General features: G+C 38.5%; 20 protein-coding genes and 1 pseudogene. 4 read left to right on the forward strand and 17 right to left on the reverse strand.

Annotation, left to right across the window (positions count from 1 at the left end):
* The first annotated feature begins 1,031 nt into the window (after nt 1–1,031).
* The gene (locus V2H77_RS11055; protein ID WP_341498821.1) at nt 1,032–1,346 is read left to right on the forward strand and encodes a hypothetical protein; all 315 of its coding nucleotides are present in this window, start codon (nt 1,032–1,034) and stop codon (nt 1,344–1,346) included.
* Nucleotides 1,347–1,357: 11 nt separating this feature from the next.
* On the opposite strand, the gene V2H77_RS11060 is transcribed toward V2H77_RS11055, so the two are convergent.
* The 17 genes and pseudogenes from V2H77_RS11060 to V2H77_RS11140 form a co-directional block, all read right to left on the reverse strand.
* Nucleotides 1,358–1,624, reverse strand: coding sequence for a type II toxin-antitoxin system CcdA family antitoxin (locus V2H77_RS11060; protein ID WP_341498822.1), 267 nt, complete (start codon nt 1,622–1,624; stop codon nt 1,358–1,360).
* Nucleotides 1,625–2,075: 451 nt separating this feature from the next.
* The gene (locus V2H77_RS11065) at nt 2,076–3,416 is read right to left on the reverse strand and encodes an MFS transporter (protein ID WP_341498823.1); all 1,341 of its coding nucleotides are present in this window, start codon (nt 3,414–3,416) and stop codon (nt 2,076–2,078) included.
* A gap of 66 nt (nt 3,417–3,482) precedes the next feature.
* Nucleotides 3,483–4,430 carry a TauD/TfdA dioxygenase family protein gene (locus tag V2H77_RS11070; protein ID WP_341498824.1) on the reverse strand — a complete coding sequence of 316 codons (948 nt, stop codon included), beginning with the start codon at nt 4,428–4,430 and terminating at the stop codon, nt 3,483–3,485.
* A 34-nt stretch (nt 4,431–4,464) separates the two neighbouring features.
* On the reverse strand, nt 4,465–5,676 hold the full coding sequence (locus tag V2H77_RS11075) for an MFS transporter (RefSeq protein WP_341498825.1): 1,212 nt from the start codon (nt 5,674–5,676) through the stop codon (nt 4,465–4,467).
* A gap of 169 nt (nt 5,677–5,845) precedes the next feature.
* Nucleotides 5,846–7,030, reverse strand: a complete 1,185-nt coding sequence (locus V2H77_RS11080; RefSeq protein ID WP_341498826.1) for a CaiB/BaiF CoA transferase family protein — start codon at nt 7,028–7,030, stop codon at nt 5,846–5,848.
* Nucleotides 7,031–7,278: 248 nt separating this feature from the next.
* Nucleotides 7,279–7,764 (reverse strand): hypothetical protein, encoded by a 486-nt coding sequence (locus V2H77_RS11085; RefSeq protein ID WP_341498827.1) that lies wholly within the window; start codon nt 7,762–7,764, stop codon nt 7,279–7,281.
* The gene (locus tag V2H77_RS11090; RefSeq protein WP_265379699.1) at nt 7,757–8,965 is read right to left on the reverse strand and encodes an aromatic ring-hydroxylating oxygenase subunit alpha; all 1,209 of its coding nucleotides are present in this window, start codon (nt 8,963–8,965) and stop codon (nt 7,757–7,759) included. Before V2H77_RS11090 ends, V2H77_RS11085 begins: the two co-directional genes overlap by 8 nt.
* On the reverse strand, nt 8,946–10,070 hold the full coding sequence (locus tag V2H77_RS11095) for a cupin domain-containing protein (protein WP_341498828.1): 1,125 nt from the start codon (nt 10,068–10,070) through the stop codon (nt 8,946–8,948). Before V2H77_RS11095 ends, V2H77_RS11090 begins: the two co-directional genes overlap by 20 nt.
* Nucleotides 10,071–10,621: 551 nt before the next feature.
* A pseudogene (locus V2H77_RS11100) lies at nt 10,622–11,074 on the reverse strand (IS982 family transposase); the annotation flags it as partial.
* Nucleotides 11,075–11,382: 308 nt separating this feature from the next.
* Nucleotides 11,383–12,174, reverse strand: coding sequence for a DUF4123 domain-containing protein (locus tag V2H77_RS11105; RefSeq protein ID WP_341498829.1), 792 nt, complete (start codon nt 12,172–12,174; stop codon nt 11,383–11,385).
* Nucleotides 12,171–14,150 carry a type VI secretion system tip protein TssI/VgrG gene (tssI, locus tag V2H77_RS11110; RefSeq protein WP_341498830.1) on the reverse strand — a complete coding sequence of 660 codons (1,980 nt, stop codon included), beginning with the start codon at nt 14,148–14,150 and terminating at the stop codon, nt 12,171–12,173. Before tssI ends, V2H77_RS11105 begins: the two co-directional genes overlap by 4 nt.
* A 97-nt stretch (nt 14,151–14,247) precedes the next feature.
* Nucleotides 14,248–14,994 (reverse strand): hypothetical protein, encoded by a 747-nt coding sequence (locus tag V2H77_RS11115; RefSeq protein WP_341498831.1) that lies wholly within the window; start codon nt 14,992–14,994, stop codon nt 14,248–14,250.
* A 77-nt stretch (nt 14,995–15,071) separates the two neighbouring features.
* Nucleotides 15,072–15,809, reverse strand: coding sequence for a hypothetical protein (locus tag V2H77_RS11120; RefSeq protein WP_341498832.1), 738 nt, complete (start codon nt 15,807–15,809; stop codon nt 15,072–15,074).
* Nucleotides 15,806–17,695 carry a lipase family protein gene (locus V2H77_RS11125; protein ID WP_341498833.1) on the reverse strand — a complete coding sequence of 630 codons (1,890 nt, stop codon included), beginning with the start codon at nt 17,693–17,695 and terminating at the stop codon, nt 15,806–15,808. Before V2H77_RS11125 ends, V2H77_RS11120 begins: the two co-directional genes overlap by 4 nt.
* A gap of 25 nt (nt 17,696–17,720) precedes the next feature.
* Nucleotides 17,721–19,466 (reverse strand): type VI secretion system baseplate subunit TssF, encoded by a 1,746-nt coding sequence (locus V2H77_RS11130; RefSeq protein WP_341498834.1) that lies wholly within the window; start codon nt 19,464–19,466, stop codon nt 17,721–17,723.
* 11 nt (nt 19,467–19,477) lie between these two features.
* Entirely contained in the window at nt 19,478–19,792 is a 315-nt protein-coding gene (locus V2H77_RS11135) for a PAAR domain-containing protein (protein WP_445935477.1), read from the reverse strand.
* An 843-nt stretch (nt 19,793–20,635) separates the two neighbouring features.
* On the reverse strand, nt 20,636–21,256 hold the full coding sequence (locus V2H77_RS11140; protein ID WP_341498835.1) for a plasmid pRiA4b ORF-3 family protein: 621 nt from the start codon (nt 21,254–21,256) through the stop codon (nt 20,636–20,638).
* 666 nt (nt 21,257–21,922) lie between these two features.
* Between V2H77_RS11140 and V2H77_RS11145 the strand changes: the two genes are divergently transcribed.
* The 3 genes from V2H77_RS11145 to V2H77_RS11155 all read left to right on the forward strand — a co-directional run bounded on the left by V2H77_RS11145 (nt 21,923) and on the right by V2H77_RS11155 (nt 25,241).
* A complete protein-coding gene (locus V2H77_RS11145; protein WP_341498836.1) occupies nt 21,923–23,500 on the forward strand; it encodes a phosphoethanolamine transferase in 1,578 nt (525 codons plus the stop codon).
* Nucleotides 23,501–24,092: 592 nt separating this feature from the next.
* Nucleotides 24,093–24,614, forward strand: a complete 522-nt coding sequence (locus tag V2H77_RS11150) for an AidA/PixA family protein (RefSeq protein ID WP_265379686.1) — start codon at nt 24,093–24,095, stop codon at nt 24,612–24,614.
* A gap of 36 nt (nt 24,615–24,650) precedes the next feature.
* Nucleotides 24,651–25,241, forward strand: a complete 591-nt coding sequence (locus V2H77_RS11155) for an AidA/PixA family protein (protein WP_341498837.1) — start codon at nt 24,651–24,653, stop codon at nt 25,239–25,241.
* Nucleotides 25,242–25,674 lie beyond the last annotated feature (433 nt).

Here is a 25,674-nt window from a genome sequence, read left to right on the forward strand (position 1 = left end):
TTTGAACCAGACAGAATATGTTCCCTGTGTTTAATGGGATAAACCGCTATAATTAATGATAGGATGTACCCTATGGATTTCAAGATGCATCGCGACGGCAAGGGAGCGAATCCCCAGGAGCATAGCGAACTATGTGACTGGGGTGAGTGAGCGCAGCCAACAAAGAGGCAACTTGAAAGATAACGGGTATGTCGTGTTAGTGGATGTTCCTGACCTCCGTTATCGGGGTGACCCAAACTCGATGTATCTTGTCAACGAGAGGATTTAAGTGTTCCCTGCATTTGCGGGGATAAACCGCGGCATGAGTGATGTTTTACCATGTTGACTAAATGTTCCCTGTACTGACGGGGATGGACCTAGCAGTGCTCCAAATAGTTGTAAAGTTAAAGATGTATTCCCTGTATTAACGGGGATAAACCGTGTGAAAATGACGCTGAAAATCGGCTTTCCTGATGCTCCCTGCCTCTATGGGGATAAACCGGACAGTAACAGTGATAAAATCGGTAGTAAGCGGTGTTCCTTGTGTTTCACGGGGGTGAACCAAACTGATACTGTTGTGTTTTAGAGGTTGGAAGCGTGTTCCCTGTTATTGACGGGGATAAACCGAACAGCTAGCGTTTTAGCTGGCAGAAGATAGACTTGTTCCCTGTTTCTACGGGGGTAAACCGCTAAATACAGAGCTATCGTCATTTGTTACAACTTGTTCCCCGTAATCTACGGGGATCAACCGTCATCCGGAAAGGTCATTGACATAAAGGCTTAGAGCTCCCTGAATTGACGGGGATAAACCAGATTCAGGTTTTAGATGATAGCTGGAGTAGAAATGCTCCCCGTTATTACGGGGAAAGGGCAATTCACTGCCATCTTGACGACAATTTTCAGGCAGATTAATAAATCTGAGGTTTGGGCATATCGATACCGGGCAGTATTCGATCAGTGATTTGGCAGAGCTTTTTTCGATATTGAGGCCAACGGTTTATCGAGCTTTGATACGTAATAGAATGGCTTCGGATAACTAATGGAAATTTGTAATGAAAAAGAAGCAACTAAGAAAATTTCAGAAAGAACTTGATACATTGGGGCTAATTGAAAAAGATCCAGATGTGGTCGGTTATGTGCTGTTTAACACGCGTAATCGCCGATTTGTGATACTGGATGAACACGAATTTGGGAGGGTGGCTTACGCCGACGATATTGAAGAAGTCTGTTTAGCAATATCACGATTTGCTGCATTAATGGATATTGATTTTTTGCCAGAGCCAGACAAATTCGATATTGCCGTTCTCCCTGTTATTGATAACCCTTTATTTGGATTAATGTTAAAAAATAGATTAAAATTAATATAACAAAAGGACCATTAAATAACCCTGTATTCATCATCATCGGTAAATAGCCCTGCATCACGCTCAAATTCATTGAAAGCGTGGATACCGGCTTTGTTTTCAGCTTTCCATTGCTGTCTTCTTTTCTTACGAACAACATCGGACAACATTTTGTCTAGTGTCGCTGGTAAGTTGATCCCTAAATCACGGGCTTGATCTACCAATTCAGCGGTTAAATAAACATTTGTACCACGTTTACCGGATCGTTTTCGTTCTACGGTTGAGACGTATTGTATTTTCATCAGACACCTCATCTATGCGTATAAAATATGCACATAAGTCTATGACAGATAGTGAGCATCATCAAGGGATTCTAAGCCGAAACCGCCGAAATTTCTGACTCCTAAATTATCCCTCTCAACTCCAGCAATCGAGAGTAGTTATGATGGAATGTGTGATATGGAGATAAACCAGATTCAGGTTTTAGATGATAGCTGGAGTAGAAATGCTCCCCGTTATTACGGGGAAATGATGATGGTGTTGTTGAGGGATAACTGCAATATTGTATTGTGGTTTCTCTTTCAACGTTCGATAAACCTTTGGGAAGGGGAGTTATGTCAAAGAAATTGGTCCCAGAAAAGCACATTTGGTAGGAAAAATTTTTACCTATGTATAAAGTGATATAATTTCAATCTACGAAGAAATTGGCAATAAGGACATCTTGAAATCCATTGGGTATAAATACAATATAATTTATGATGAAAATGTTTTAGTATTTTTATTGTTTAATACTATAAGTAAACTAAGTAATGCAATAGATGCAATAGCAGATGGAATGAATAAAGTCATAAGTATCCCTCGATAGCCTAATCCTAGTTGCATTAGCCATGCTCCAAACATCGCACCTAATATCCCTCCTGCACGACCAATTCCAAGCATCCATGATACACCTGTCGCTCTGGAGGTTGTAGGGTAATGAAGTGTAGCTATTGTTCCCATAGATGCTTGCGCACTATTCATTGTCGTTCCGGCTAAGAGGATTAATATTCCTAAACTGATTATATTATCCACATACCCTATAGAGAAGAGCAAAATACCAGTCATAAGATAGTTAAATGATACTGTCTTATGAGGAGATAACTTATCCATGATAATTCCTGATATTATCGTCCCAATTCCACCACCTAAAGGAAATAAAGCAGTTAAAATAGTTGCATAACTTAATTCAAAACCGGAGTCTTTGATAAGTGTAGGCATCCAATTTGTGACAACATAGAATATTAATAATCCCATAAAATATGCGTTCCAAAGAAGCAAGGTTGATGATAAATATTCATGGGATAAAATTTCATTAATAGGTTTTATTTTTTGTTTTTCGATAAGATTTAATTTTGAGAAATCTATTTTATTATAATTTTCACCAGCTATTTTTTTGCAAATTTTATTTATTTTTTCTTCTGATTTGTTTTTATTAATCAAAAATAAAACTGATTCTGGAAGAATGAAAATAAGTGGGACAACTAAAAGTATAGGGATAATTCCGCCAATAACTAGCATACTCTCCCAACCAAAATTGGGAATCATGAAGGAACCAATAATACCTCCCATAGCTGCTCCAAAGGGAAACCCACAAAATACAGAGTTAACCATAAGTGACTTTCTATTTTCTGGCGCGTATTCAGAAATCAATGTCAAGGCATTAGACATAGCAGCTCCAATACCTATTCCGGTTAATAAACGCCAGAATGATAATTGGTAGACAGTTGTAGAAAATATCGTTGCAATACTACAAATTCCAAGCATGAAAACAGAAATTACAATAACAGGTTTACGCCCTAGTTTGTCTGATATAGGACCTGATGTTATGGCTCCCACAGATAAACCAACCAATGCTGAACTCATCGCAATTCCAAGGTCTGTTTTTGAAGTCCCCCAACTATCAACAATAGCAGGAGAAATATAACCGATCAGCGCAGTATCGAAACCATCTAAAATAAGAATGCTTAAACACAAAAGTAATATTTTTATGTGCAAAGATGATATCTTTGCACATCTAATTGTATCTTGGACACTCAACTTTATTGTAGAATTCATTTTATTAACCAATACATCAGGTGAAAAGTAAAAAGGGACTTTAAGCATCCCTTTGTTAAGTTAGGACTAACTTTCAATCTCGAATTGACGTTTAGCACGGCGTGAATCGTTATGGTTATATGCTGGTACTTTAAATTTACGCAATTGTTCAGCACTTGCAGGTTCCGACTCACTAATTGGTTGATCGCCTGCGATAGTCACCCGCTCCATATATCGGTGATTTGGATAGTAATCATGAACAGCAGCATGCTGTACAGAGCGATTATCCCACATGACTAACATGTTTGGTTTCCAATGGTGCCTATATTGATATTCAAGTACTGATGTTGTATTAAATAATTGTGTCAGTAGCGCATCACTATCTCGTTGATCCATATTTCTGATATAACGAGTGTAATTTTGGTTAACAAATAGGGTTTTCTTTTTCGTTTTTGGATGAATTCGAACAACTGGATGGGCGATTGGAGGATATTCCAACTCTTTCTTTTGCAATAGTTTTTTACCTTCTTCTGTGTCTGGAAAAAGATATTTATACGATGAAAAATCATGTATAGCTTCCAACCCTCGGATGAAATCTTGAGTTTTTATTGAAAGAAAATCATAAGCAGTTGTCATACTGCTAAAACAAGTATCGCCGCCTATTTCAGGAACAATTCTTGAATAGAGCATTGTAGCCATAGGGGGGCAAAGTTTATATGTTTCATCTGAATGCCAGCGATCTGTTAATACAGGAGGATTACCATCCTTATAATCAAATACTATTAATTCTGGATTTTTTTCACTGTTCTCTGCAAAAGGGTGTACAGTTAACTGGCCAAAATATCTCCCTATACGCATTAAATCTTCTGATGTGAGATCTTGATCCGGAAATACCAATACTTCATGTTCTTCAAGATCTGATTCAATGGTTTTTATTATATCTTTATTTAATGGCTCATTTAGTTTGATATCACGTATTTCTGCACAAAAGTATGGAGTTAATTTACGTATGGTATATTTAATTCTATCACTCATTTTATTTTATCTCCAAAATTATCACTTACAGGTTTTAAATTTTATTTTTTATAACTTTGTTTATTATTGGTCTTTTTATTGCTGAAATAAACAAGATGATTGAACATATCATCATAGGAAGAAATACATAACTTGGATTTCCTGAAATATCCCATGATAAACCACTAATGACTGGTGTTATAACCGCACAAGTATAACCAATTGTTAACATTAGTGAAGTAGATCTATGTACCTCATGTGGCTCGCTAATCATACTAGGTAGTCCTAACATGAGTATTAAAACGATAGCAGAAAAAAAGCCGATGAATGCTGAACTGATAATTATATATTCAGTACCAAAGTACATAATGCTGCTAAAAGATGCAATTAATCCTATTCCTGATATCAAATATGGATATCGTAGTTTTGCTACGGTGGAACTTGTTATCATAAGAATAATAGAGGCCGGGATTTGTCCTAAATTTAAAGCAACCAAAGAAATAGATGTTAAATCCTCAAAATTAGCTTCATGTAAGTAACGTGGAATAAAAAAATTGGTTGCAAAATATGCTGCATTTACACATCCCATCATTAATCCTAACTTCCATAATATAATGTTATTCCATTCTGGAGCCCACTTTATATTTTTATTTATCGATATTGTTTCATGTTTATTTTTAGGTGCTAATTGGTATATGAAAATTGCAATTATTAATGTTATCGCAGCCCAAAAAACATATGTAAGTCGCCAAGATCCTAACATGGGTAATAAAATAGATTTTGTCACTGCAACAGGAATAACTTCTCCTCCAAGAAGAAGGCCATTAACATAAATAGCCGTTGCAATCACAATATGTTTTGGAAACCAATCCTTCACAATGGAAGGTAATGCAGGTTGCATAAAAGCAACCCCCAACCCTGTTATCATTGTCGCCGTATACATGATAATTATATCATTTGCTGCTCCACGGAATGCAGAACCTAAACTGGTAATCAGCAAACCAATGATAAGAGTCTTTATTGCGCTCGTTCTTGCAATTAATAGAGAACCGAGAATTGCGGTACCTGAAAATAAGACTGCTGGCAATCCAGAAATAATCCCAACTTGAGTTTCAGTTAGATTTAGATCGTGATGGATGTCAGAAATGATTGGTGGAGTCGCCAATATTGTCAAACGCGTTCCTGCGCCAGCTAGCCATAATAAAAATAGCTTTATAAAAGATTTTATTGACCAAAAACTATATATTTCACTGTACGTTGCATTCATTGTCTCATCTCTATTAATTAAATATACCTGTCATCTTTCAAGTTGCCTCTTTGTTGGCTGCGCTCGCTCACCCCAGTCACATAGTTATCTATGCTCCCGGGGATTCGTTCCCTTGCCGTCGCGATGCATCTTGAAATCCATAGGGTATATATTTACTATCTTATTGTTTCTAGATAACTTCTATTTTGCGAAACGATGCAATTTCATCATTATCAAAACCAAGGAAATTTTTTAATAAATTTTCTGTATGTTGCCCATGTTCTGGGGCAGGATTGCGTACTGTATCAAAGTCAGAAAAGGCGCTTAGATGCATAGGTTGACCTACCAGAGTCAAATCACCTAATAATGGGTGTTTAATAGAACATTTCATCTTCAAATACTGAATTTGCGGATCGGACATAGCTTGTGCTACATCATAGATGTAACCACTTGGTATCCCATTATCGTTTAGAATTTGTATTAGCTGTTGACTCTCGAATTTCCGTGTTACAGCTTGAATTTCATCCATAAGCTGCTTTCTGTTTTTTGAACGATTATGGATATCTGAATATTGAGGATTCAAATAAACTTCCTCTATATCAAGTAGATGACATAACTTTTGGAATTTTTCATCTTCTGCGGCAGCGATATTTATTTCGCTATCCTTAGTTCTTACGACACCAGTGGGCATTAATGTCGGATGGTCATTACCCATAAGCTCCGGTGTTTTGCCATCGGCAAGCCATCGAGCGACTTGGAAGTCCATGATAGCTAAAGTTGATTCAAGAAGTGAAGTATATACCCACTGTCCTTCACCTGTTTTTTCTCGATGATATAGTGCCAGTAAAACTGCCTGAGCTAGATTCATGCCTGAGCTAATATCAGCAATAGCAACACCAGTCCTGAGTGCGCCGCTTTCTTGAGTACCTGTCACAGACATAAGTCCTGACATGCCTTGTACTATTTGATCAACAGCTGGTCGAGAACTATAAGGGCCATTTTGCCCAAAGCCGCTAATGCTGCCGCATATAATACGAGGATTAATTTTTTTCAAAGATTCATAATCGACACCTAAACGAAACTTAACTTCAGGTCTAAAATTTTCAAGCACTATATCAGCCTTACGAACCAAACGCTGGAGAATCCCTTGTCCTTGCTTTGTTTTCAAATTAACTGATAAACTTTTTTTATTTCTATGAAGGTTTTGGTAATCAAAACCTTTACGAGTACCCCCCATACTGTCACCTTTATCGGTAGGTTCCTCAATCTTGATAATTTCGGCTCCCCAGTCACCCAGTAGTCGTGATGTGACTGGGCCAGCTCTATGCCGCGTTAAATCAACAACAACTATTCCTGATAATGGTAAAGCCGTCATTCCGCACCTCATTATTGTGATTTAAATCTCAATTAATATAATTAAATTTAATAATTTTAATGTGCTTTATAGTAAATACCAACTGTTAATCTGATATTTCCCTTTTCAGGATCATAATTTCTCAAAGAAGCCTAAAAACCAAAAATGGTCGTGTTCATGTCTACATCTCTCGGAGAAATGAATTCCCAAAATTGACGCGAAATGTAGGGTAAAAAAATTCATTCTCATTCAATTACATAAAGTGCAACTTAGATCGGATACACAATTGAATCTGTAATAATATCTGCTGTGCAAATACAGAGACGTTCTTTAAATAAAGCAGCGCCACTTTTGTATTCGATAATATCCTTAGTTATACCACTTATTAGTAACCTATTTTCTTGACCACATATGCTTTCATGAATTGTAAATATTGTTGTTGTATTGACTAATATTTTCTCTCCGCAGTGTTCGAGATTTGTCAATAATATATTAGATGTTATCCTTTGTTGTACTCTGTCTCTAAAGTAAATTGACCCAGATAAAGCGGATGCGCGATCTATGAGCATTTTCTTTCCTTCACAAAAAACAAAGCATAGATCCCATCCATTATCTATATTCTGTTTTGAAGTAATTCGATATATACAATCATCTGTAAAATATGATGGCCAGTTATCTAATATTTTTGAGTCTAAATTTTTGTTGTATAAGCTATACAAGTTATTGATAGTAAGCCAAATTTTATAATTATCCAAGATTCATCACTCCTCGGTAATATTTATAAAATCCACGGATAGCCGCTTCTGTCATCATGTGGTCTTCACTTGACTCACCAACACTAGCTTCTAAAATGATTTCGGAGTCTGGCATGCTTTTAGCGCCTTCTTGGGTTACAGCCAAAATCTCGTTATCATCTATGGTAACCAATCCTGAAGGACCAAGTAGGTTTGCCTGAAATAATCTCCGTTTCGTCAACTCCTCAGATTCATTTTCATAGCCAAAAAAAGTCCAAATTTTAATACAACGATCTGTACCATCAGGGATAACATGACGCATAGCTAAGCAATTAAGTTGTTGCAGCAGGATGAGATTTGGAAAAACAGTCATAATTGCGCCTGTACCGTGGTCATATTCACGTTGATGTTCGATGATTCTCGGATCTAAAAGTGATAGCTCTGCTTTTGTCTCTGCATTTTTTTTAATTTCAGCTTTGGTGAAAGTTGCTGTTGACACTAATACACTGCTTTTACCAGAAGAACAAACTTTTACACTAGTTTTTTGATCTGAACGCCAAATCCCGAAATTTTTAAAAAATGAATGCAGAAGTGCTGCATGAAATGGATCTTTTACATTTTCAATTTGAAGTTTCCAATTACAGTTAACTCTATGCTGCATTCTCCCAACAACTTTTAGTTTTCTGCCATCACAAACACGATCAAAGTATGAAAGCATGACAGGATCTAAATATGTTTCAAATGGTTCAATATCATATGAAAAACTAGCAAATACAGCACCATGTCTTTCAGTCACATTAAGAGCTTGCAAACCATGTTCTTCAGGATGGAAAAATTCAGACATTCCACCTTTTCCATTAATACCTTTTCTAAAAGGCATCCCAACTAAATTACCCTCTAAACTAAATGCCCATTCATGATAAGGACATACAAGTAGCTTAGTATTACCCTGAGGGTTATGGCAAATCTTTGCTCCTCTGTGGGGACAGCGGTTTACAAATACACGTAATATTCCTTTTCTATCACGGATTAAAATGACAGGAACATTTCCCACAAATGTTTGTATATAGTCACCAAGATTTTCAACTTCTGAAGAAAGCCCAACATAATTCCATGAGTTTCCCAGAAAAATATTTTTAATTTCTTGTTCATATATCTGGTTGCATGTATAAATTTTGGAGGGCACCCTTCGGGTGCCTTCTTTAGCCCATTGAAGATTCATTAACCAACTCCTGGGATTCGTCTCCTGTTGCACTACTTTCGTATACTGTTAAATCAGCGATACGTGACATGACTGTCATTAACATAGCCCAGCCTTTATTTTGGATCTCAAATAAAGGCTTTCCATCTTCAATATTGTAGTTAGATATGAATTCATAGCCCATACGTACATGTTCATCATCTAGAATACTATGGACGTCAAAGTGGGCTTTAGGAGTAGTATCATCCATTACAGGTTTAATATGTTTGTAGAAGAAAGTAGCTGAGGCTTCAACCACCAAATGAACTAAAACAACTTTTTCTAATTCAGTTGCTGTTATCATTTTATAAGCGAACCATGAGCTTGCTGCTTCAAGAACGGGATCAAATACAGGTTCAAAATCTATACGGTTATTTTTGATATCACGATTATGTCCGAGTTCTTCTTCTAGATGGGACATTGTAAGTTCTTCGAAAGCATCGTTGTGTAATGTTGCGGCACGAGTTAACACCATTTTCTGAAAATGGTCAGACCAAACTTGGAAACAATCGAGAAATCTTTTCTTTGCTTGTGTTTTTTTTAATAGTCCACGATTTACTAAGGCAAAAAGTTTATGTTTATCGAAACGTTCCATATAAGTCTCATTACGAAAAAATAATTGTTCCGCAATTGTAGTACCCAAATTTTTATTAACTTGCTCAGCAAGGAAAGTTGCCCAAGGGTCAGTAAAATCCTCGTAAAGGCCACGAGAATCGAATTGAATGGATAACCCCCAGAAACCATCTGGATAACCACCTTTGAAACCGTGGAGATGACCAGGCGGAACTAAAAGCGCATCACCTGCTTCCATAGCTGTTTGTATATCTCCTGTTGATTCAGCAGAACCTTCACAGAGCAAAATCATTGATTCTACTGGATGAATATGTGGTTCTAATTCTTCACCTGCTTCAAGACGAACCCATGCCATAGATATACGGTTATCATCTGGTAAAAAATCGATCAATTGGTTATTTTTCATGAAATCTTTTACGTGTCCTAGCCAATGTTCCACACCATTCACTTCAATAGTGCGAATCGATGGAATATGATCTCGTTTTACTAATGTGACTTTAGATAGTTTTTTCATTTTTCATTCTCTATAATTGTTAAGGTGAGAGCATGAATGCTTGTTTATTATCCAAAAATTAGGTTCACATTTTTATAAAAAACTTAGTTTAAAAATATCTCAGAATAAAATTTCATTTCAAAAAATAGATGATCATTATATTTTCACTACTTTATTTTAATTATATTTCACTATAATTTAGGTGCTAATTCCCCCCCGCCTTGTGATAACGGTTTTTTATATTTTTAACGCCAAAATTAAGAGTAGTTAAATAAATTTAAATTGCTAACAATTTTATTGTAATAAATATTTATTTTTTGACATTACTCACATTTTTAATTAAATAAAAATTAATTATTTGTTTTTCATAATCTTATTTTTACCACTATTTTTTATGTTTCTTACTATTAACTTTGAATTGTGGTTTATGTAATTTACTTTATAAATCAATCATACACTGAACCTTAAGCATTAAGACTCTCGGAAATACCCTCCAACGTATTGTCTTCTTGGATTCTGTTGTGATGAAAACGATTCCAAAAAGGCATCAACATAATTAACCTGAATTCTGCTTAAGCCGTCATTGAAAAATCTTCTTCTGAGTAGAAAACTTTCAGTGATGGCTTCTTCAATTTAAAGCTGTAAGCAATCAATCCATCTAAAACGCACAACAGAAAGCCTTTTATACTTCGGTGGCGGGAATGCGCTATTTGAGAAATAGTTTTTAATTGCCCATTAATCGTTTCAATGATAAAACGCTTTGATAACATTATTTTATCCCACTCAGCTTGCAGGTGAGCTTTCATATTTCGGCGCTTTTGGGTGATGAAAGCGAACCCCGCTTTAGCTAAGTCGTCAGCCAATTCCTGACTGAGATAACCTTTATCGCCGTACAGAGAACCCGTTAATTCTGTTGTTAATTCGCGAACAGGTTCCCGATCATCTACATTACCGGCAGTGACTTTAAGCGCCAAAATTTCCCCCTGATGATTGACAACCAAGTGTAATTTGAAACCGTAAAACCATATATGGACGCCCCGATTATGCAAGCACTAAATTGATACGGTTTGCGACCATATATCTGACGATCATAAATAAAGGTCTGAAGGCCGATAAGGAGCAGGTGCGCCAATATCCATCATGGTTATGCAGGGAAAAATCTGCAAAAAAGAAGCCGAATGTACGGGCGCAGTCATGACCTCAACCAGAGACATTTCTTTTGCCCATACGTGGGAGCCCATGTCCGAATACAGAGCTGCAACTACTCGTCGATGTCAGAACAACAAAAGCCTTGTAAACTGAGATGCATTCATACAGGGGAGGATATCAACTCTCAGCTTTCAATAAACCCTTGGGAAGGGGAGTCATCAGTCAGTGTTTGTAAATAATCTACACAGGTAAGCTTGCTAATATTATCCCCGTTTGCTAAACGGTATTTTAACCAATTGATAATTCCTTCCATTAACTGTCCCTCTGGATTATCCAGTTTATAAGCTAATTCTCCGTGGTTTTCCCAGCAATTATAATTGATGGCAGATGCCATCCCTTGCAGGGCGCAATCAGAATGATGCCAGGCGTCTAATAAATGACTGCCCAGGATAAAGGGCAATTCACTGCCGCCTTGACCACAATTTTCCGGCCGATAATAAATCTGCGGTTCGGGCATATCGATCATCAACTCACTCACCGGAGTCAAAAATGCTGACCAATCGCTGGCTATCATTGCCGGTAATAATTGACTGAGGATACGCGGGTCCATACTGCGAAAAATCACCGGTTTCTCTTGTAAAATTACCTGCTGGCGTGAACGCCAATGATTAAGCTGTTGTATCCATGATTTATCACTGCGGTAAGCCCAACCCCAACTGTTATCGCTTAGGGCATGGTTATCAAGCAGATAAGCGATCGTTGACAGACAGCCTGATTTGGGCTGAACCAGCCAGGGACTTTGCGCCAGCATGTGATCCATCGGGGTATTGCTGTATAGCGGAAAAGCCTGCTCTACCCAGTCGTTGCTATAAAAGAGCGCCACCGGATCAGGTTCCGCGAGCGAATTGAGCATAAAGAAAACCGATGGTTTATTAGGGATATTCAGCCACTGTTGCCAATTTATTGATGTATTCATTTGTCCTCCGGATTATTAATAACCCAATTTTCTTCTTGTTGAGCCAGCACAGCACAAAACGGTTTGGCAGGAAATTTAACACCGGGCAGAGGCGCAACCCCTTCCGGCAGTTGCAGAGACAACCCACGGCCAGTACCGGCAGAACCTTGCCCGACTGATAAATTTGGCGAGGTCAGAATACCGCCGGGAGTTATCCGGATAAAATGACCGCCAGCTTGCAAAGTGATTTCCGATGCCGCCTCCAACACAATCTTCCCACCGCTTTTTAGATGCGTTTCCTGACCGCTTTCAGCGACTAATGCATCCCCGGTCTGTAAATGTTGACTACCTGAGATACGGTGTGAAACATCTCCATCAGTGCTGTACTTCCCCGATCCTCTGATATGCTGATGATCATCCACTGAAATTTCACTATAGCGGTTATTATCGATTCGCTGCTTATGGTCGTGTTTAATATGCCAGTAAGCATCATGCTGAATATGGGCGGTCAGATCTTTCTGCCCGTGCAGGTAAATCTCTTCCTGATCTTTTGCATCTTCAAAGCGCAACTCGTTAAAACCTTCCCCTTTGTGAGTCTGGGTCTTGAAGGTGGTTCGGGTCTTTTCGGCGGGTAAATCTAGCGGCGGCCGGTTTAATCTGTTATAGGTGCAACCCGTCACAATCGGGCGATCAATATCGCCGTTCAGGTAGGAGACAATCACCTCCTGACCGATACGGGGGATAGCCATAAAACCGTAACCACTGCCATTCCAACCCTGAGTGAACCGTACCCAACAGGCGGCATTTTCGTTGGCTTTATCATAACGATCCCAGTGAAAATGAATGCGGATACAACCCTCTTCATTGACATAAATCTCTTCTCCTTCCGGGCCGACCACAGTCGCCACTTCATCGCCATCCGCCAGCGGTTTGTAACGATATAGCGCTCGCCAATCTCTATAGCCCGAAATAAAACTGAATTCGTTATGCAGATAAGTGCCTGACTCTCCGCTATTTTCTTGCCATGCCTGCGGGCACTTGCCGTGATGACGAATAGACACGATTTGCCAGCGGGTATTCATGGTATCAACCGGGTGTTCGCTGAGGTCAAAGATTTTACCGGGCATCAGTTTAAAACAGTTGCTTTGCCCGCTACCGGCCTGACGTTGATTCTGGACGGCCTGCTGCTGACGCTGGACGAAGGGTTTTGCCTCCGCGTCTTTCTGAAAGCGGCCGTAGCTTTCAAAGAGCGCAAACAGGGTCTCCTGCCCTTCGACACGGGCATCGATATTGGCCCGGTGTGTCAGGCGGTAAGCGGGATTTTGGGGATTGTAGTCCTTATAAATAATTCGCATCGGGGTTGTGGAGACGCCCAGACGCACCTGATTCATCACGTTCATTTCTGTGGCCGTCTCTATCTGCGGGTTGTAGATCAGCGGCAGATTGGCCGTCATCCCTAAATGGCTGTCGCTGAAAAACAGCTTGTCGTCTTCAAACCAGAAATTCAGCCCTTCTTCGGCCACTAACCGGACAAAAAAGTCATAATCGGATTCCCGTTTCTGCGTCACATATTCGCGCGTGTAATGAAATTCATCCAATTGGCAATCGAACAGGATGCAATGTTTTTTCAGCAAACTGTTGAGAATTTCCGGCACGCTTTGCTGATGATAAATCCGGCTGTCCTGATTCAGGTTCATCCGCCAGAGAGTAGGCCGGACGGTAAGGTAATAAATGGTGCGGTGAGCGTGAGTGTCGCCTAATACAGCCTGTGAAATAATGCCGCTCACTTGGCGTTGCTCAACGTCGTTGAAGACCACCCGGAATTTCACCGATTGTAATAACAGTGATTCCAGATCAATATCGGCCCGTTTACTGACCAGCGTTAAGGATAGGGTAAATAATTCGGATAATTCCTCCTGTAGTGAAAATTCAGCGACCGCAAAAGTTTTCTCCGGTAAATCGATAATATGACAAAGAAAGTGTAATCCATCGTTCATATGGACTCCTTATTTATGGTGTTGGTGTTTAAGAAATTAGTAGATATAGCCTTGTTAATCTGATTAGAAATAAAATAAATAAGCTACGCTGATAGCGTTATTTCATGTTTCCATACATGAATCGAAAATCGACTTCTTGAGTGCCGTTATCAATCTTGCCGCCCGGATATTCAACCCACTCGCCGCCTTTCTTATTAGTCACCGTGACTTTCGCCATTTTGGTTTCATCCAGTTTAGGCTTAAAAATAATTTTCCATTTAGCTCCTGAAGTTAATGTGAGTCGAAAAGGACGCATTTTTAATACTTCACCTTGTAAGAATATTCTGTTTGGTCGACCTTCAACGACTTTCAAAACAGGGTAAATAACCGGGCTAAAATCAATCGTATTCGATGCGGGCATTTCGCTAATATTCGTCTGGACTGCATCATTGATAAATGCGATTAAACCGGTTGCCGAATACGGAATAGCATCTTTCACCAGATGGCGGACATCGGTATAACTCACCGACACAAAGGCCCGATTAATTTTCCATTTACACCGGCCGCCGCCATTAAAAGGTAGCTTTGTCTGAAAATAACCGGTTTGTGGATCAGTCGTCACTTTCAGACGAAGTCCGTTGTAGGTCGGTACCTTAAAAGGAGACATATTGGAATCGAAACGATATTCAAGGCAATCTTTTGAGATATACTCTGCGGACACATGCGGCTGTGTGTATTTAGGTGCCACTCCTTCTACGGTGAGCCACTGATTTTCTTTGGGCGGAGAAAGCGGCTCATTTGGGTCAGCACAGCCTGATATTAAAATCACGGATAAGACAGATAAGTATTTCTTGATATTTATCATGGTAACTGTTCCTCAATTCCTACAGCATTATCTATATAGCGTGTTAAGGCTAGATTGCTTTTGAAATTGCAATTTACTTATTTTATGTATCGGAAGTCGACTTGTTGAGTATCGGTTTTAATAAGCCCATCAGGATATTCAACCCACTCGCCTTTTCCATGAGTAATGGTGATTTTTGGTATTTTGGTTTCATCCAGCTTAGGCTTAAAGATAATTTTCCATTCAGCTCCCGGAGTTAATTTTAATTGGAAGAAACGCGTACCTACTTCACCTCGTAAGAATAAGCGTTTCGGAAACCCTTCAACTATTTCCAGAATAGGGTAAATAACCGGTCTAAAATCTAGGGTATTCAATACCGTATTTTCGCTGAGACTTGTTTGGGTTGCATCGTTGATAAAAGCGGTTAAACCTGTTCCATTGCCTCCCTCATTAACAACATCCTTCATCAGATGGCTGACGTCAGTATAGCGCACAGACACAAAAGCTCGATCAATCTTCCACTTACATCGGCCACCGCCATTAAAAGGTAATTTCGCTTGAAAGTAACCAGTCTTAGGATCAGCCTTTACATTCTCCAAGCGTAATCCGTTATAAGTCGGTACCTTAAAAGGCGACATATTGGAATCGAAACGATATTTAAGGCAATCTTTTGATATATACACAGCGGACACATATGGTTCGGTATATTTTGGTACTACCCCTTCTACTGTGATCCACTGATTCTCTTTGGGCGGAGAAAGCGGCTCATTAGGATCAGCACAGCCTGATATTAAAATCACTGATAAGACCGATAAGTATTGTTTAATATTTATCATGGTAAATTTTCCTCAATTCCTACAGCATTATCTGCATAGTGTGTTAAGGCCAACGGTCCCTGTTGGTCTTGTTGAGTGCAAATTAGCGTTTGTTTTAGTTGATGGTCCATTTGTAAAAATAATGCATCGCGTTGCCGAATATCAGCAACAATATCGGTCCTTTCATTCAACGTTTTTTCAAATAATTGTTCCTGATCCTGGAAAAAATGGTATCTATCCGGTGCAATCAGTTCTGCCAGTCGTGCGCCAATGTAACAGGCATATTTCCTTGAACGATGCTCAGGGAAGCCTAAGGCATCTTTTTCGGTCGGATTCTCATTCAGCGGAAACCATTTGGCTTTATCCGCATCACTTATCCGTTTAAAAAATCCTTTCTGAATCTCCCCGGCATTCTTTAGATTGTGTTCCGTTTCATGGCTTAATGACGGAATTAAATATAATTTCGTTTTGGTAGGTAAGGTGGTTCTGAGCCGTATATGGTTGCTTGGATTACGCTCTTCCTGCCATTCAATAACCAGATTGATTTTACAAAAGTGCACTATTTTCCCGTGATGCAGGAAAATTTCACCGCTTTTGGTAACATCCAACAATTCAACAGGGCTGAATAGATAGCCGAGCGGTCCCCAACAATCATATAGCCAGTTATCCAGATTTTTTTCCGGTGGTAATGAAGGGATTGGGTCATCTTCATTCACATGGCGGTAATGGGTGATATCTGCCAGTTCCCGTACTGCACTGGCAGTTAACACCCGAGGCATTCCATAGCTGTAAAAACACGGATCATATTCTTTCAGTTGTGCGCAATGTAGTAATGCAAGTGCTCCTCCTAAGCTATGACCGCAAACAAACAACCTTTTGTTGTTAGCTAAATTAATGATATCGCTAAATACGTCTTGAGCTTTATCACTGGGAACTCTTAACTTGCTAACTAGGTTAAATGCTTCCCAAAAACCTTTATGCACCTTACCACTATGGATAAACCCATTGCACAGTGCTTTTTCATCGCAACCTAGCACCAAAGGCTGGTACGTAGCATCGGTCAAGACATCTTCCTTGCTGGCTGTCCCTCGCCAACTGACAATCACATCATTTTTACTGGCTACATAAAATAGTTGGGTGTCACCTTGTACCCCATCAATGTTTGATGAATCAATAAATTCCACCCGCGTATAACGTTCACTAAACGGAACATCGTAAACTACAGGCGTTGCCGATAATGTTTCCACTTTATAGGGAAACGTTGAAACATCCACCATTTGCCGGTTAAAAAAATGTTTAACCGAACCTTCAATATCAACATCCTCATCGGCATAGGCCAGCACGCTCATCAAGCACTGGTTATAAGCATTCACAATGGAATACTCTTTTTGATGATGTAGTAGCAAAACCCAAGCCCGGAAAGGGCATACTTCCAGAACATACCGTCGATTCATCGGATAGACCTCATAGCCTTGTGGTTCCGGGTCCGGGAAATGATAAGGGGGTGGAATGTCTTTAGGATCTTTCCAATCCTTAATCTCCGGCAACCCATCACTAATTTGCCCGATGGTCACATAGCGATATTGATAGCCTTCGGCTTCCGCTTTTGGCTTCACCACCGAAGCCTCTTCACCGCGTATTTCCCGCAACGGACGCTGTTCCATTTCGTCGGCCAGTGGTTGGGCGCCGATATACAGGGTTACCGGATGGGGAGGCATATCTTCTTCCCTTAATAAACCATTGCCATCGGTAACGCCTTTACGTCCTAGCCGAGGATTTCCTCGGATTTTCAAACGATAAGGCATATTGACTAAGGGTTTCCCCTGTTCATCCACCAACTGAAATTCCAACCAGTTTTTCAGCATGTCTTTACAATCAAGACAATCGAGTGGGCTTAATTTGCTCATTGATACTATCTCCTTGCGATTAACGTTAGATATAAGGACGCAATCCGAACATCATGTGGTGAAAATCCCACAGGATTTCTCCCGTCTGACCATCAATAACTTTCATCATCACAAAAGCGCCCATGCTGATGAAAAGCGTCATCAGGCGTGTCACCACCAGACTGAACTGATGCATCTCCCCCTGATTGGCATAACAATCCGGGTTCAATGTCAGGACGAGTTGATGGCCCCGCACTGGAACCCCTTTGTCGAGGCGATCTATTGGGATGTTATCCAGCCGAATGATCCCGTCGATATGTTCCTGAATACGTTTGCTTAATGACCGATCGGAAGAGAAATCGAATAGCTTGATCAGGTCTTTTAACGAGTGGGTTTGAAAAGCCATCCAGGGTGATACGGAAAGGAAAGAGATGAGTGACCAGGCCGATCTACCTGTCTGATCCTCCGTCATTGTTGAGTGACAGGCAGCGGAAACTGGGGTGATATTGCTCACCTTCAGCCCCGAGGCATATTCTCCCGGTAGATTAATCTCGCCGATACCCAGGTTAGAGGCCCGGGTCTGATAACCGGTAAATTGACAAAAAATGGATTGTGGCGGCAGGTTATTCGCTGGTTCGCCATGACAGTCAAAGAAGTGGAGATGTTGCAGATTATTCTGCGACATATCGCATTCCGTCTTAAGCTGATAATAGTAAAGAAACTCAGCCTCCGGCAGAAAATGAGCGGTTAGGGAGAATTTCTCAATCGGCAGATAGCGGTATGGCTGCCCTCGCTCTAGCTTCGGTTCAGTGGATGTGTAAACGTGGTTCAGCTTGAACAGTTGCTTTGTCGAATCCAATGGGATTTGATAATGGTTGGCTTCACTGTTTACCGAGATATTCGCACTCATCGGCTCCAGATGTCTTACCGGCACGCAGTCCAACAGAAAGGTTTGGGAAATATCGTTTAGCATCAGATGACCATCAAACCGAAAAATCAGCTCGAATGTTCGGTCTGTGTTCAACGTCACCAATGGACAATCATTCTTGATATCAATCGTCACAAAATCATGCACATGGGGCAGATAATAGTACTCTGCCATCAGTTGCAAGATAGAGTATGGCGTGGTTTTCATTGTGGGAAGGATGGCAACCTGCCGCTCGGTTCCCCACAATGCCGGGACTGGGTAACAGCGATCGAGCGTGATGGTTTTGTCCTGCGTCCGTAACAAGACATCACACAGATTAAAGTCAAGCCATAAGGCTAATTCAGCGGCTTGCAGACGATCGCTGCCCAGAAAGAAATGTAGCGGTCGGCTTCGCCACTCTAAGATATTCTCCGAACATTGCAGTGTCAGCGTTATCTCACTGTACTCTGGGGTTGTATTCAGTTGTCGATCAATCACCATCAGTGGCTCAATATGCAGAGGACAGCAGGTTTCAAAACTGACTTCCTCTTCTCCTTCGCCGGCAAAAACCGGCATCCCTTCTGGTAGCGTTATCGCGCCCAGGTGATGTTTCCCGGTGGGTGAAAATTGAACGATACTCGTGGGAGGGATTGGGCACATGGCGTATGGCCAGACGTGTGCCAGTATCCCTAAGTAAAGTTCAGGAAAATCATCCTCGATCTTGTAGCGAAGACGGGTAATTAACAGCGCAAAGCCCTGCATCACTCGCCCGACATCCGGATCAGATAAAAAATCTGCCAGGTGCGGATGTTCTTTTGCGGCTTCCTGCGCCAATTGCTGCATATAATGCAATTCTTGTAGGAATAGAGACTCTTTTTTATTCATAACACACGGTCCTATAAGGTTTTTATCTGAAAAGATGTTTGAGAGGCGATCAAGGCGGCGCCACAGGAGGTTTTCATGCCCTCTAGAGCGAGCCCTTGTTGATTGGTTCCGATCACGGTTGAGGTTCCCTCTGCAATGGTTTGGCATCCGCCGCATTTTGGACACGACACCGGATCGTTAATCCGCGCCACGCCTTTACCCAAAACCTTAAAGCTGCCGTCACTGGCTAAGACAGAGCCGCCGTGAGAGGTTTTGTCCCCTTGTCGTATTACATTTTTTAGCGTCATATTTTGTCCAGACGTTGAAATAATTAATTCTTTTGCCAAAGAAATAACGTAGTAAAAATCCCACCATCACAGATAAAAGCAGCGCTTATAGAGTGAATTAATGGCGAGTTGAGTGATATCCTCTTCATCTTTCAAGCTGCTGCTTTGTTGGCTGCTTTCATTCACCCCAGTCACATAGTTATCTATGCTTCTGGGGATTCGTTCACTTGCCGCCGCGCTGCAACTCGAAATCTATTAGGTATAGGAAGATAGAGATCAATCCCAATCAGTTAATCCCCAAGAATAAGGGGAACAGGGGGGTAAAATTTTTTAAATATAGTCCATATGATGGAACTTTAATTAATAATTAAACATTCATCAGATAGCAAGGATTTTTTTCAAATTTACAAAAATATGAATTTGTAAGAAAGTGTTATAAACTCGATATGGAATCAATGCTATATCAAGTTATCTCGAATTCACTATATTAATCTTTAATTAAAAAATACTTTTATTACAATCTTTTATGATGATTAATGGCATTATCTATTTAATCGTTGTTTTAATAATTAAGCCTTGGTTAATACAGCCGGAAAGGAGTGATGAGAGAAGATAATCTTATATGCGTGCTTTGTTTAGGAGTGGTCTGTAATAATAATCACTCTCGTGATAGTTGCTATATTTAATATCAAATGGATGATGATAATGGTATTTTATCGCTATATAAATACCAGTGCAGCTTGATAGGGCTGATCTGAAAGCACCGTAGAAACTGCACTCGATACCGAATTAAGTATCATCCAATTCCATGAGAAAGATTAACTCAAATCAAGCACCAATGTTTGTCATAGTGACTCATCTGAAACTTTTCCCAATGATGATAGATTTATCCCATTATGAAATTCATTCCCAATCCCACAAGAGATGGTAACGATCCCGTGACCAGCGATAATAGAGCGCCAAAAAGGCATTAATATTGTTAATGGGAAATTGTTCGAAGTCGAAATTCTCACCTTCATTCTCATCCAAATCAAGTAATTCGCTTACCCATTGTCGTGTTTCTGCATATTCTTCATGGTCAGGATCATTCAGTATTGCGATTAAATTTTCATAACCGTCAATCCCACCGGTATCTTCCAGGGGACAGGTGCGAGCGCCATCAAGACAATAAAAAGGAAGTGGAAGGTTATTTGCCGGATAATCGCTGTTTTCTAAAGTGATTTCGTGTTCCCATCCATCGCCAAAATCATAGATATAAGTAAAAGATCGCCCTTTTTGTTTTATCAGGTCAGTTAGACGGTATAAATCTTCTTCCTTGCCATCAGATGGGCTTTCTGGCATTTCTGTTAGTCGCAGTTTGCCAATACGGAATTCATGTAGATGACTATCCTGCCATCCCATCACGATCTGTATCACGTCATGCAGCCTGTCAAAGGAAATAGAGGCTGGAACGACAAATTGCCGCCAAATAGCCGGTTTTGAATCTATAAGCGTTATTTTTAATTGATAGAATTTTTCATTCATCACTAATCTCCTAATGGTTTTGAGATGATTCTTTCCATGTGTGCCGTCTATTGTCAATATTTTATTGAATTTTCCTGGCTGGATTTACTGGAATATCGACATAGTCGCTGCCGTATGAAAAGCTTGGGCTAGGTCATCAATTTTAGTGGTTAATGTTCATAATAGCTTTTAACAACCAATAACTTGACCTGACTAGCTTTCTCTTTACTGAATATCGATTAAGAGAATAATGTTTCTTTGAGATACACAGTGCTCAAGGTAGATATTTTAACTATCTTTCAGTTAGTTATCGTTGTTCTCGGATATATGTCTTCGTGCATAAGCTACTCATTAAGTATAGTTTAAAATCACGATCAGGATCGATATATTCAGAGTTTTTGCTATTAACAAAAAAAACGCATATTATTTACATACTATTAATCAAATATTGAAGATTAATAACTGTCCTGGCTGAGGAAATCCTTAACTAAAGTTACAGATAAATGAAATGAGTAAGGTGTTTTTTTATGCGTTAGTTTAATGGTTCCGTGTAGCAATCTGAATGTCATGATGGTAGCTGACTAGCCGCAGATTTTCTTATTGTAAAACCACTCCTATTGATAAGAGAAGGTTATGAATTTTTTGGTGTTTTATTGTTATCGATTTATTTAAAGGAAATGAGTAAGTATGTTGTTGAGTAAAAAAATCCAAGAAAAGTTCACTTTGATATGCTTATTTGGTTTTATTTCATTGGCCCATTTAAGCCTTGGATATCAGCTAAAGTTTATATATGTATTTAGTGCTTTTTCAATTCTGATATTATTGTCCAACCTTAACAAATATATATATTATATCTTGGTGTTCATGATTGGATTCATTGGCGTGATCTATTCTCCTGTAGGATTGAATTATGGTTTTCCCGATGTCAATTCAGTAGGGTCTTTAATTTATACTAATAAAAATGAAGCGTTAGAATATATCAGCGGGTTACCTATTTTTACCTATTTAGTGGTGTTGGCTACTATTATATTAATGATTTTATCTTTTAAGGTAAGAGTAACGCTGAAGAGAAAGAGTATAATATTTTTATCACTATTTTCTGTATTATCAGCTTTCTGGTCACCGGTAAAAGGGTATATAAATTCCGATTTCAATCCTGATTTTAATTTATTGGCATCAGGATTACCTGAAATTAGGTTTTTTAGTGATGTCGTTGAAAGCTATAAAGAAGTTAATTCAGAAAGAATCAGGTTCGCTGAAATAATAAAGCAGAAAGATTCTTGGCAGCCTGTGGTAAAAGAGGATAAATATGAAACTTATATCATGGTCATTGGTGAAAGTGTTAGAAAGGACTTTATGAATGCGTATGGTTTTCCTTATAACAATACGCCGTGGTTGGACAAGGCTAATGGCAAGATATTTACAAATTATATCTCATCAGCGGCATCTACCCAGTTATCTTTGACTAACTCACTGGCTCTGAAAGGTGAGAATGCGATCAATTTGAATGATAGTGTCATAACGTTGGCGAAAAAAGCCGGGTTTTATACTTATTGGATATCTAATCAGGGGATGAAGAGTGCTTTTGATTCTCCGGTTGCGTTGATTGGACAACAGGCAGATAGTGTCCACTTCCTGAAAAGTGGAAATTCTGATGACCGGCGTTATTTGCCTGATGATAAATTGGTGCCTTACATTAAACAGGCATTAATACCAGAAAAGAAGAAAAAGCTGATTGTTATTCACCTGATGGGATCTCACCCACAGGCGTGCGTTAGAACGAATGGAAAATATGATCTGTTCTTACAATCGGAAGAAATTTCTTGTTATGTAAAAAGTATATCGAATACAGATGAGCTGCTTTCTGAAATTGCATCTGAGGCTAATAAGCATCATGTAAGATGGACAATGCTTTATTTTTCAGATCATGGGCTTTCTTATGTTAATAAAGGAACCGATCAAGAAAACCTGACACATGATGATGAAAATAAACAGAGTTTTCAGGTGCCGTTTTTTATTACCGGCAGTGATTATTCTTATCGTGAAGAGATAACGGCACAAAGAAGTGGATTGCATTTTCTGACTCTGTTTTCTGAATGGCTTGGAATAAGAGAAAGAAATATTCCCGATGATTGTAATATGATGTCTAATAGTCAATGCAATGATCAAAATAAGATTATTACCTTTGAAAATGAAGTTAAAGATTATGATGAATTAAATGAAGATTTCCCCGATACACAATTCTTGTCGAAGAATATCAATTGATAATTTAATCATTGAGTAAAATTGAATGAAAGTAAGGGATTTCCTCTTTGAGGAAATCCCTTTTACAATCCCTCACACTTTAGCTAAGTCCTGAGACATGTACTGTTTTGTCTTGTGTGAGAATATTGATAATGAATCCAGGAGTATACCCGTTATCTTTCAAGTTGCCTCTTTGTTGGCTGCACTCACTCACCCCGGTCACATAGTTCGCTATGTTCCCGGGGATTCGCTCCCTTGCCGTCGCGATGCATCTTGAAATCCATAGGGTATATATTATAGTGTCAAACTTTCAAATCGATAAAATTAATATCTTTGAAATTAAGTTAAATAACACAAGCAATTATATCTAAAAAGAATACTAATTTGTTTATGAGCTAATATCATTATGATATTAATTTAATATAAATTGTTTTTTTAAAACAATAAATTATCGGTAGGATTTGGCTGTATCTAAAAAGATTTCTGATAAATATATAAGTAATTTTCTTATCTAAACTGTGATTTATACCAGTAGTTATTTCAGGTTTAGTAGTTAATTATTAGAATGATAGAGGACTCTTAGTGCAACTTAATCCAATGAAGGGGTACAAAAATGAATGAAACTATAGATGTTCTTATTTGTGTGGATGTTGATAGCATTATTAGTAATTACAATAAATTGGGAACAAATCCAGACAACCCTACAATGGTAGATAATAAATATTTTCATTACATTACTAATAATGAAAATGCTTATATACCTGAAGATAATGCTACGGGTGAATTGATAGTAAAAGTGGGTGTCGGCGATACTGTCAGGTGGAGAGTAATATCTTTAACTCAACAATTAATACATTCAGTAAACTTATACAAAAAAACTAAAGAAAATACCTATAAAGCGATAACACCGATAAAATATATTCAGGAAGTCACAAAGGTCAATTACCCAGAACAAGATGATAAGCAGTTACCCGGTACACCATTTAAATATGGAGTAGAATCTGCAACACAATCTTATATAGAGTCAGAAGGTAAGAAATCAGGTAAAGAAAAATTGACTTTTATAATAAGCATACATGATAACCTTGAGTTAATTGGGTATATTTCTCATAGCTCTTTTGTTCACGTTTTGTAAATTACAAAATCAATATAAGATAATAGGGCCAACATTATGAATACTGATGATATTGCTGAATTCTCTAAGAGTATAGATATTTTAATTTGTATTGATGTGCAATCTATCTTAAATAAGTTTGACCGCCTGAGCCAGGATTATAAAAAACCGACTAAAATTGATGATAACTTGTTATATTATATTACCACTGAGAATCAAGCCTATGCTCCCGAGAAAAACGCTACAAATTCACTTAAAGTTACAGGTAAGGTAGGTGATTCAGTTAGATGGCAATCTTCTAGCATATCTGCTCAATTTAACTATAAGGTGTTTTTATATCGCCTGGAAAAAAGAGATGCTAATGATTATATTTCTCAACCAACGACTGTATATACATTAACTAATGTTGTTGTCCCCAAGCTTAAAAAAGAGATGACTCCTCCGGAAGAGAATGTTATTGAATTGCCACAAGCTCCTTTATCCGATTTTGTTTATGAAAAAAGACATATTTACTATCAAAAATCTACGCTGCGTAAGCCAGGTGTAGCTCAATATGCATGGTATCTAGCTATTTATGATCACTTAAATAAACTTGTTGGTTATTGCTATCATACTCCATTAACTAGCATTGTTATTTCTGATGATTAATTATAATCTAATTATTAAACATAACTAATGTAACTTAGTATTTTAGTTTGCTGAATTAATATACGTGTTACGCCAAGGATAGGCAGAATTACATTTAATATAAAAATTAAAAGTTTCACTGCCATATTACTTACTAAATATATTAAATTCATTTTAATTTTATTATGAAACTAGAAACTTATAGTTGAATTAATCATTTAATAATTTATTTGCTAAGTGTTTTTATCATTAATAATGAAAGTTTGATTTTATCGTTAAATATCATAATAATATAACTTTAACGCAAGAGAGAATGTTTAATTACTCATGTTTGCAAATGGTGACGAAATACTGATAATAATTTTTCGTTTCGATATAATGTGAAATTTATTTATATATTAAATAATTGCTGTAAATATATAGATAATTTATTTTTAAAAACTATGATTTATAT

It is taken from the genome of Photorhabdus sp. P32, assembly GCF_038085095.1.
Classification (GTDB): domain Bacteria; phylum Pseudomonadota; class Gammaproteobacteria; order Enterobacterales; family Enterobacteriaceae; genus Photorhabdus; species Photorhabdus luminescens.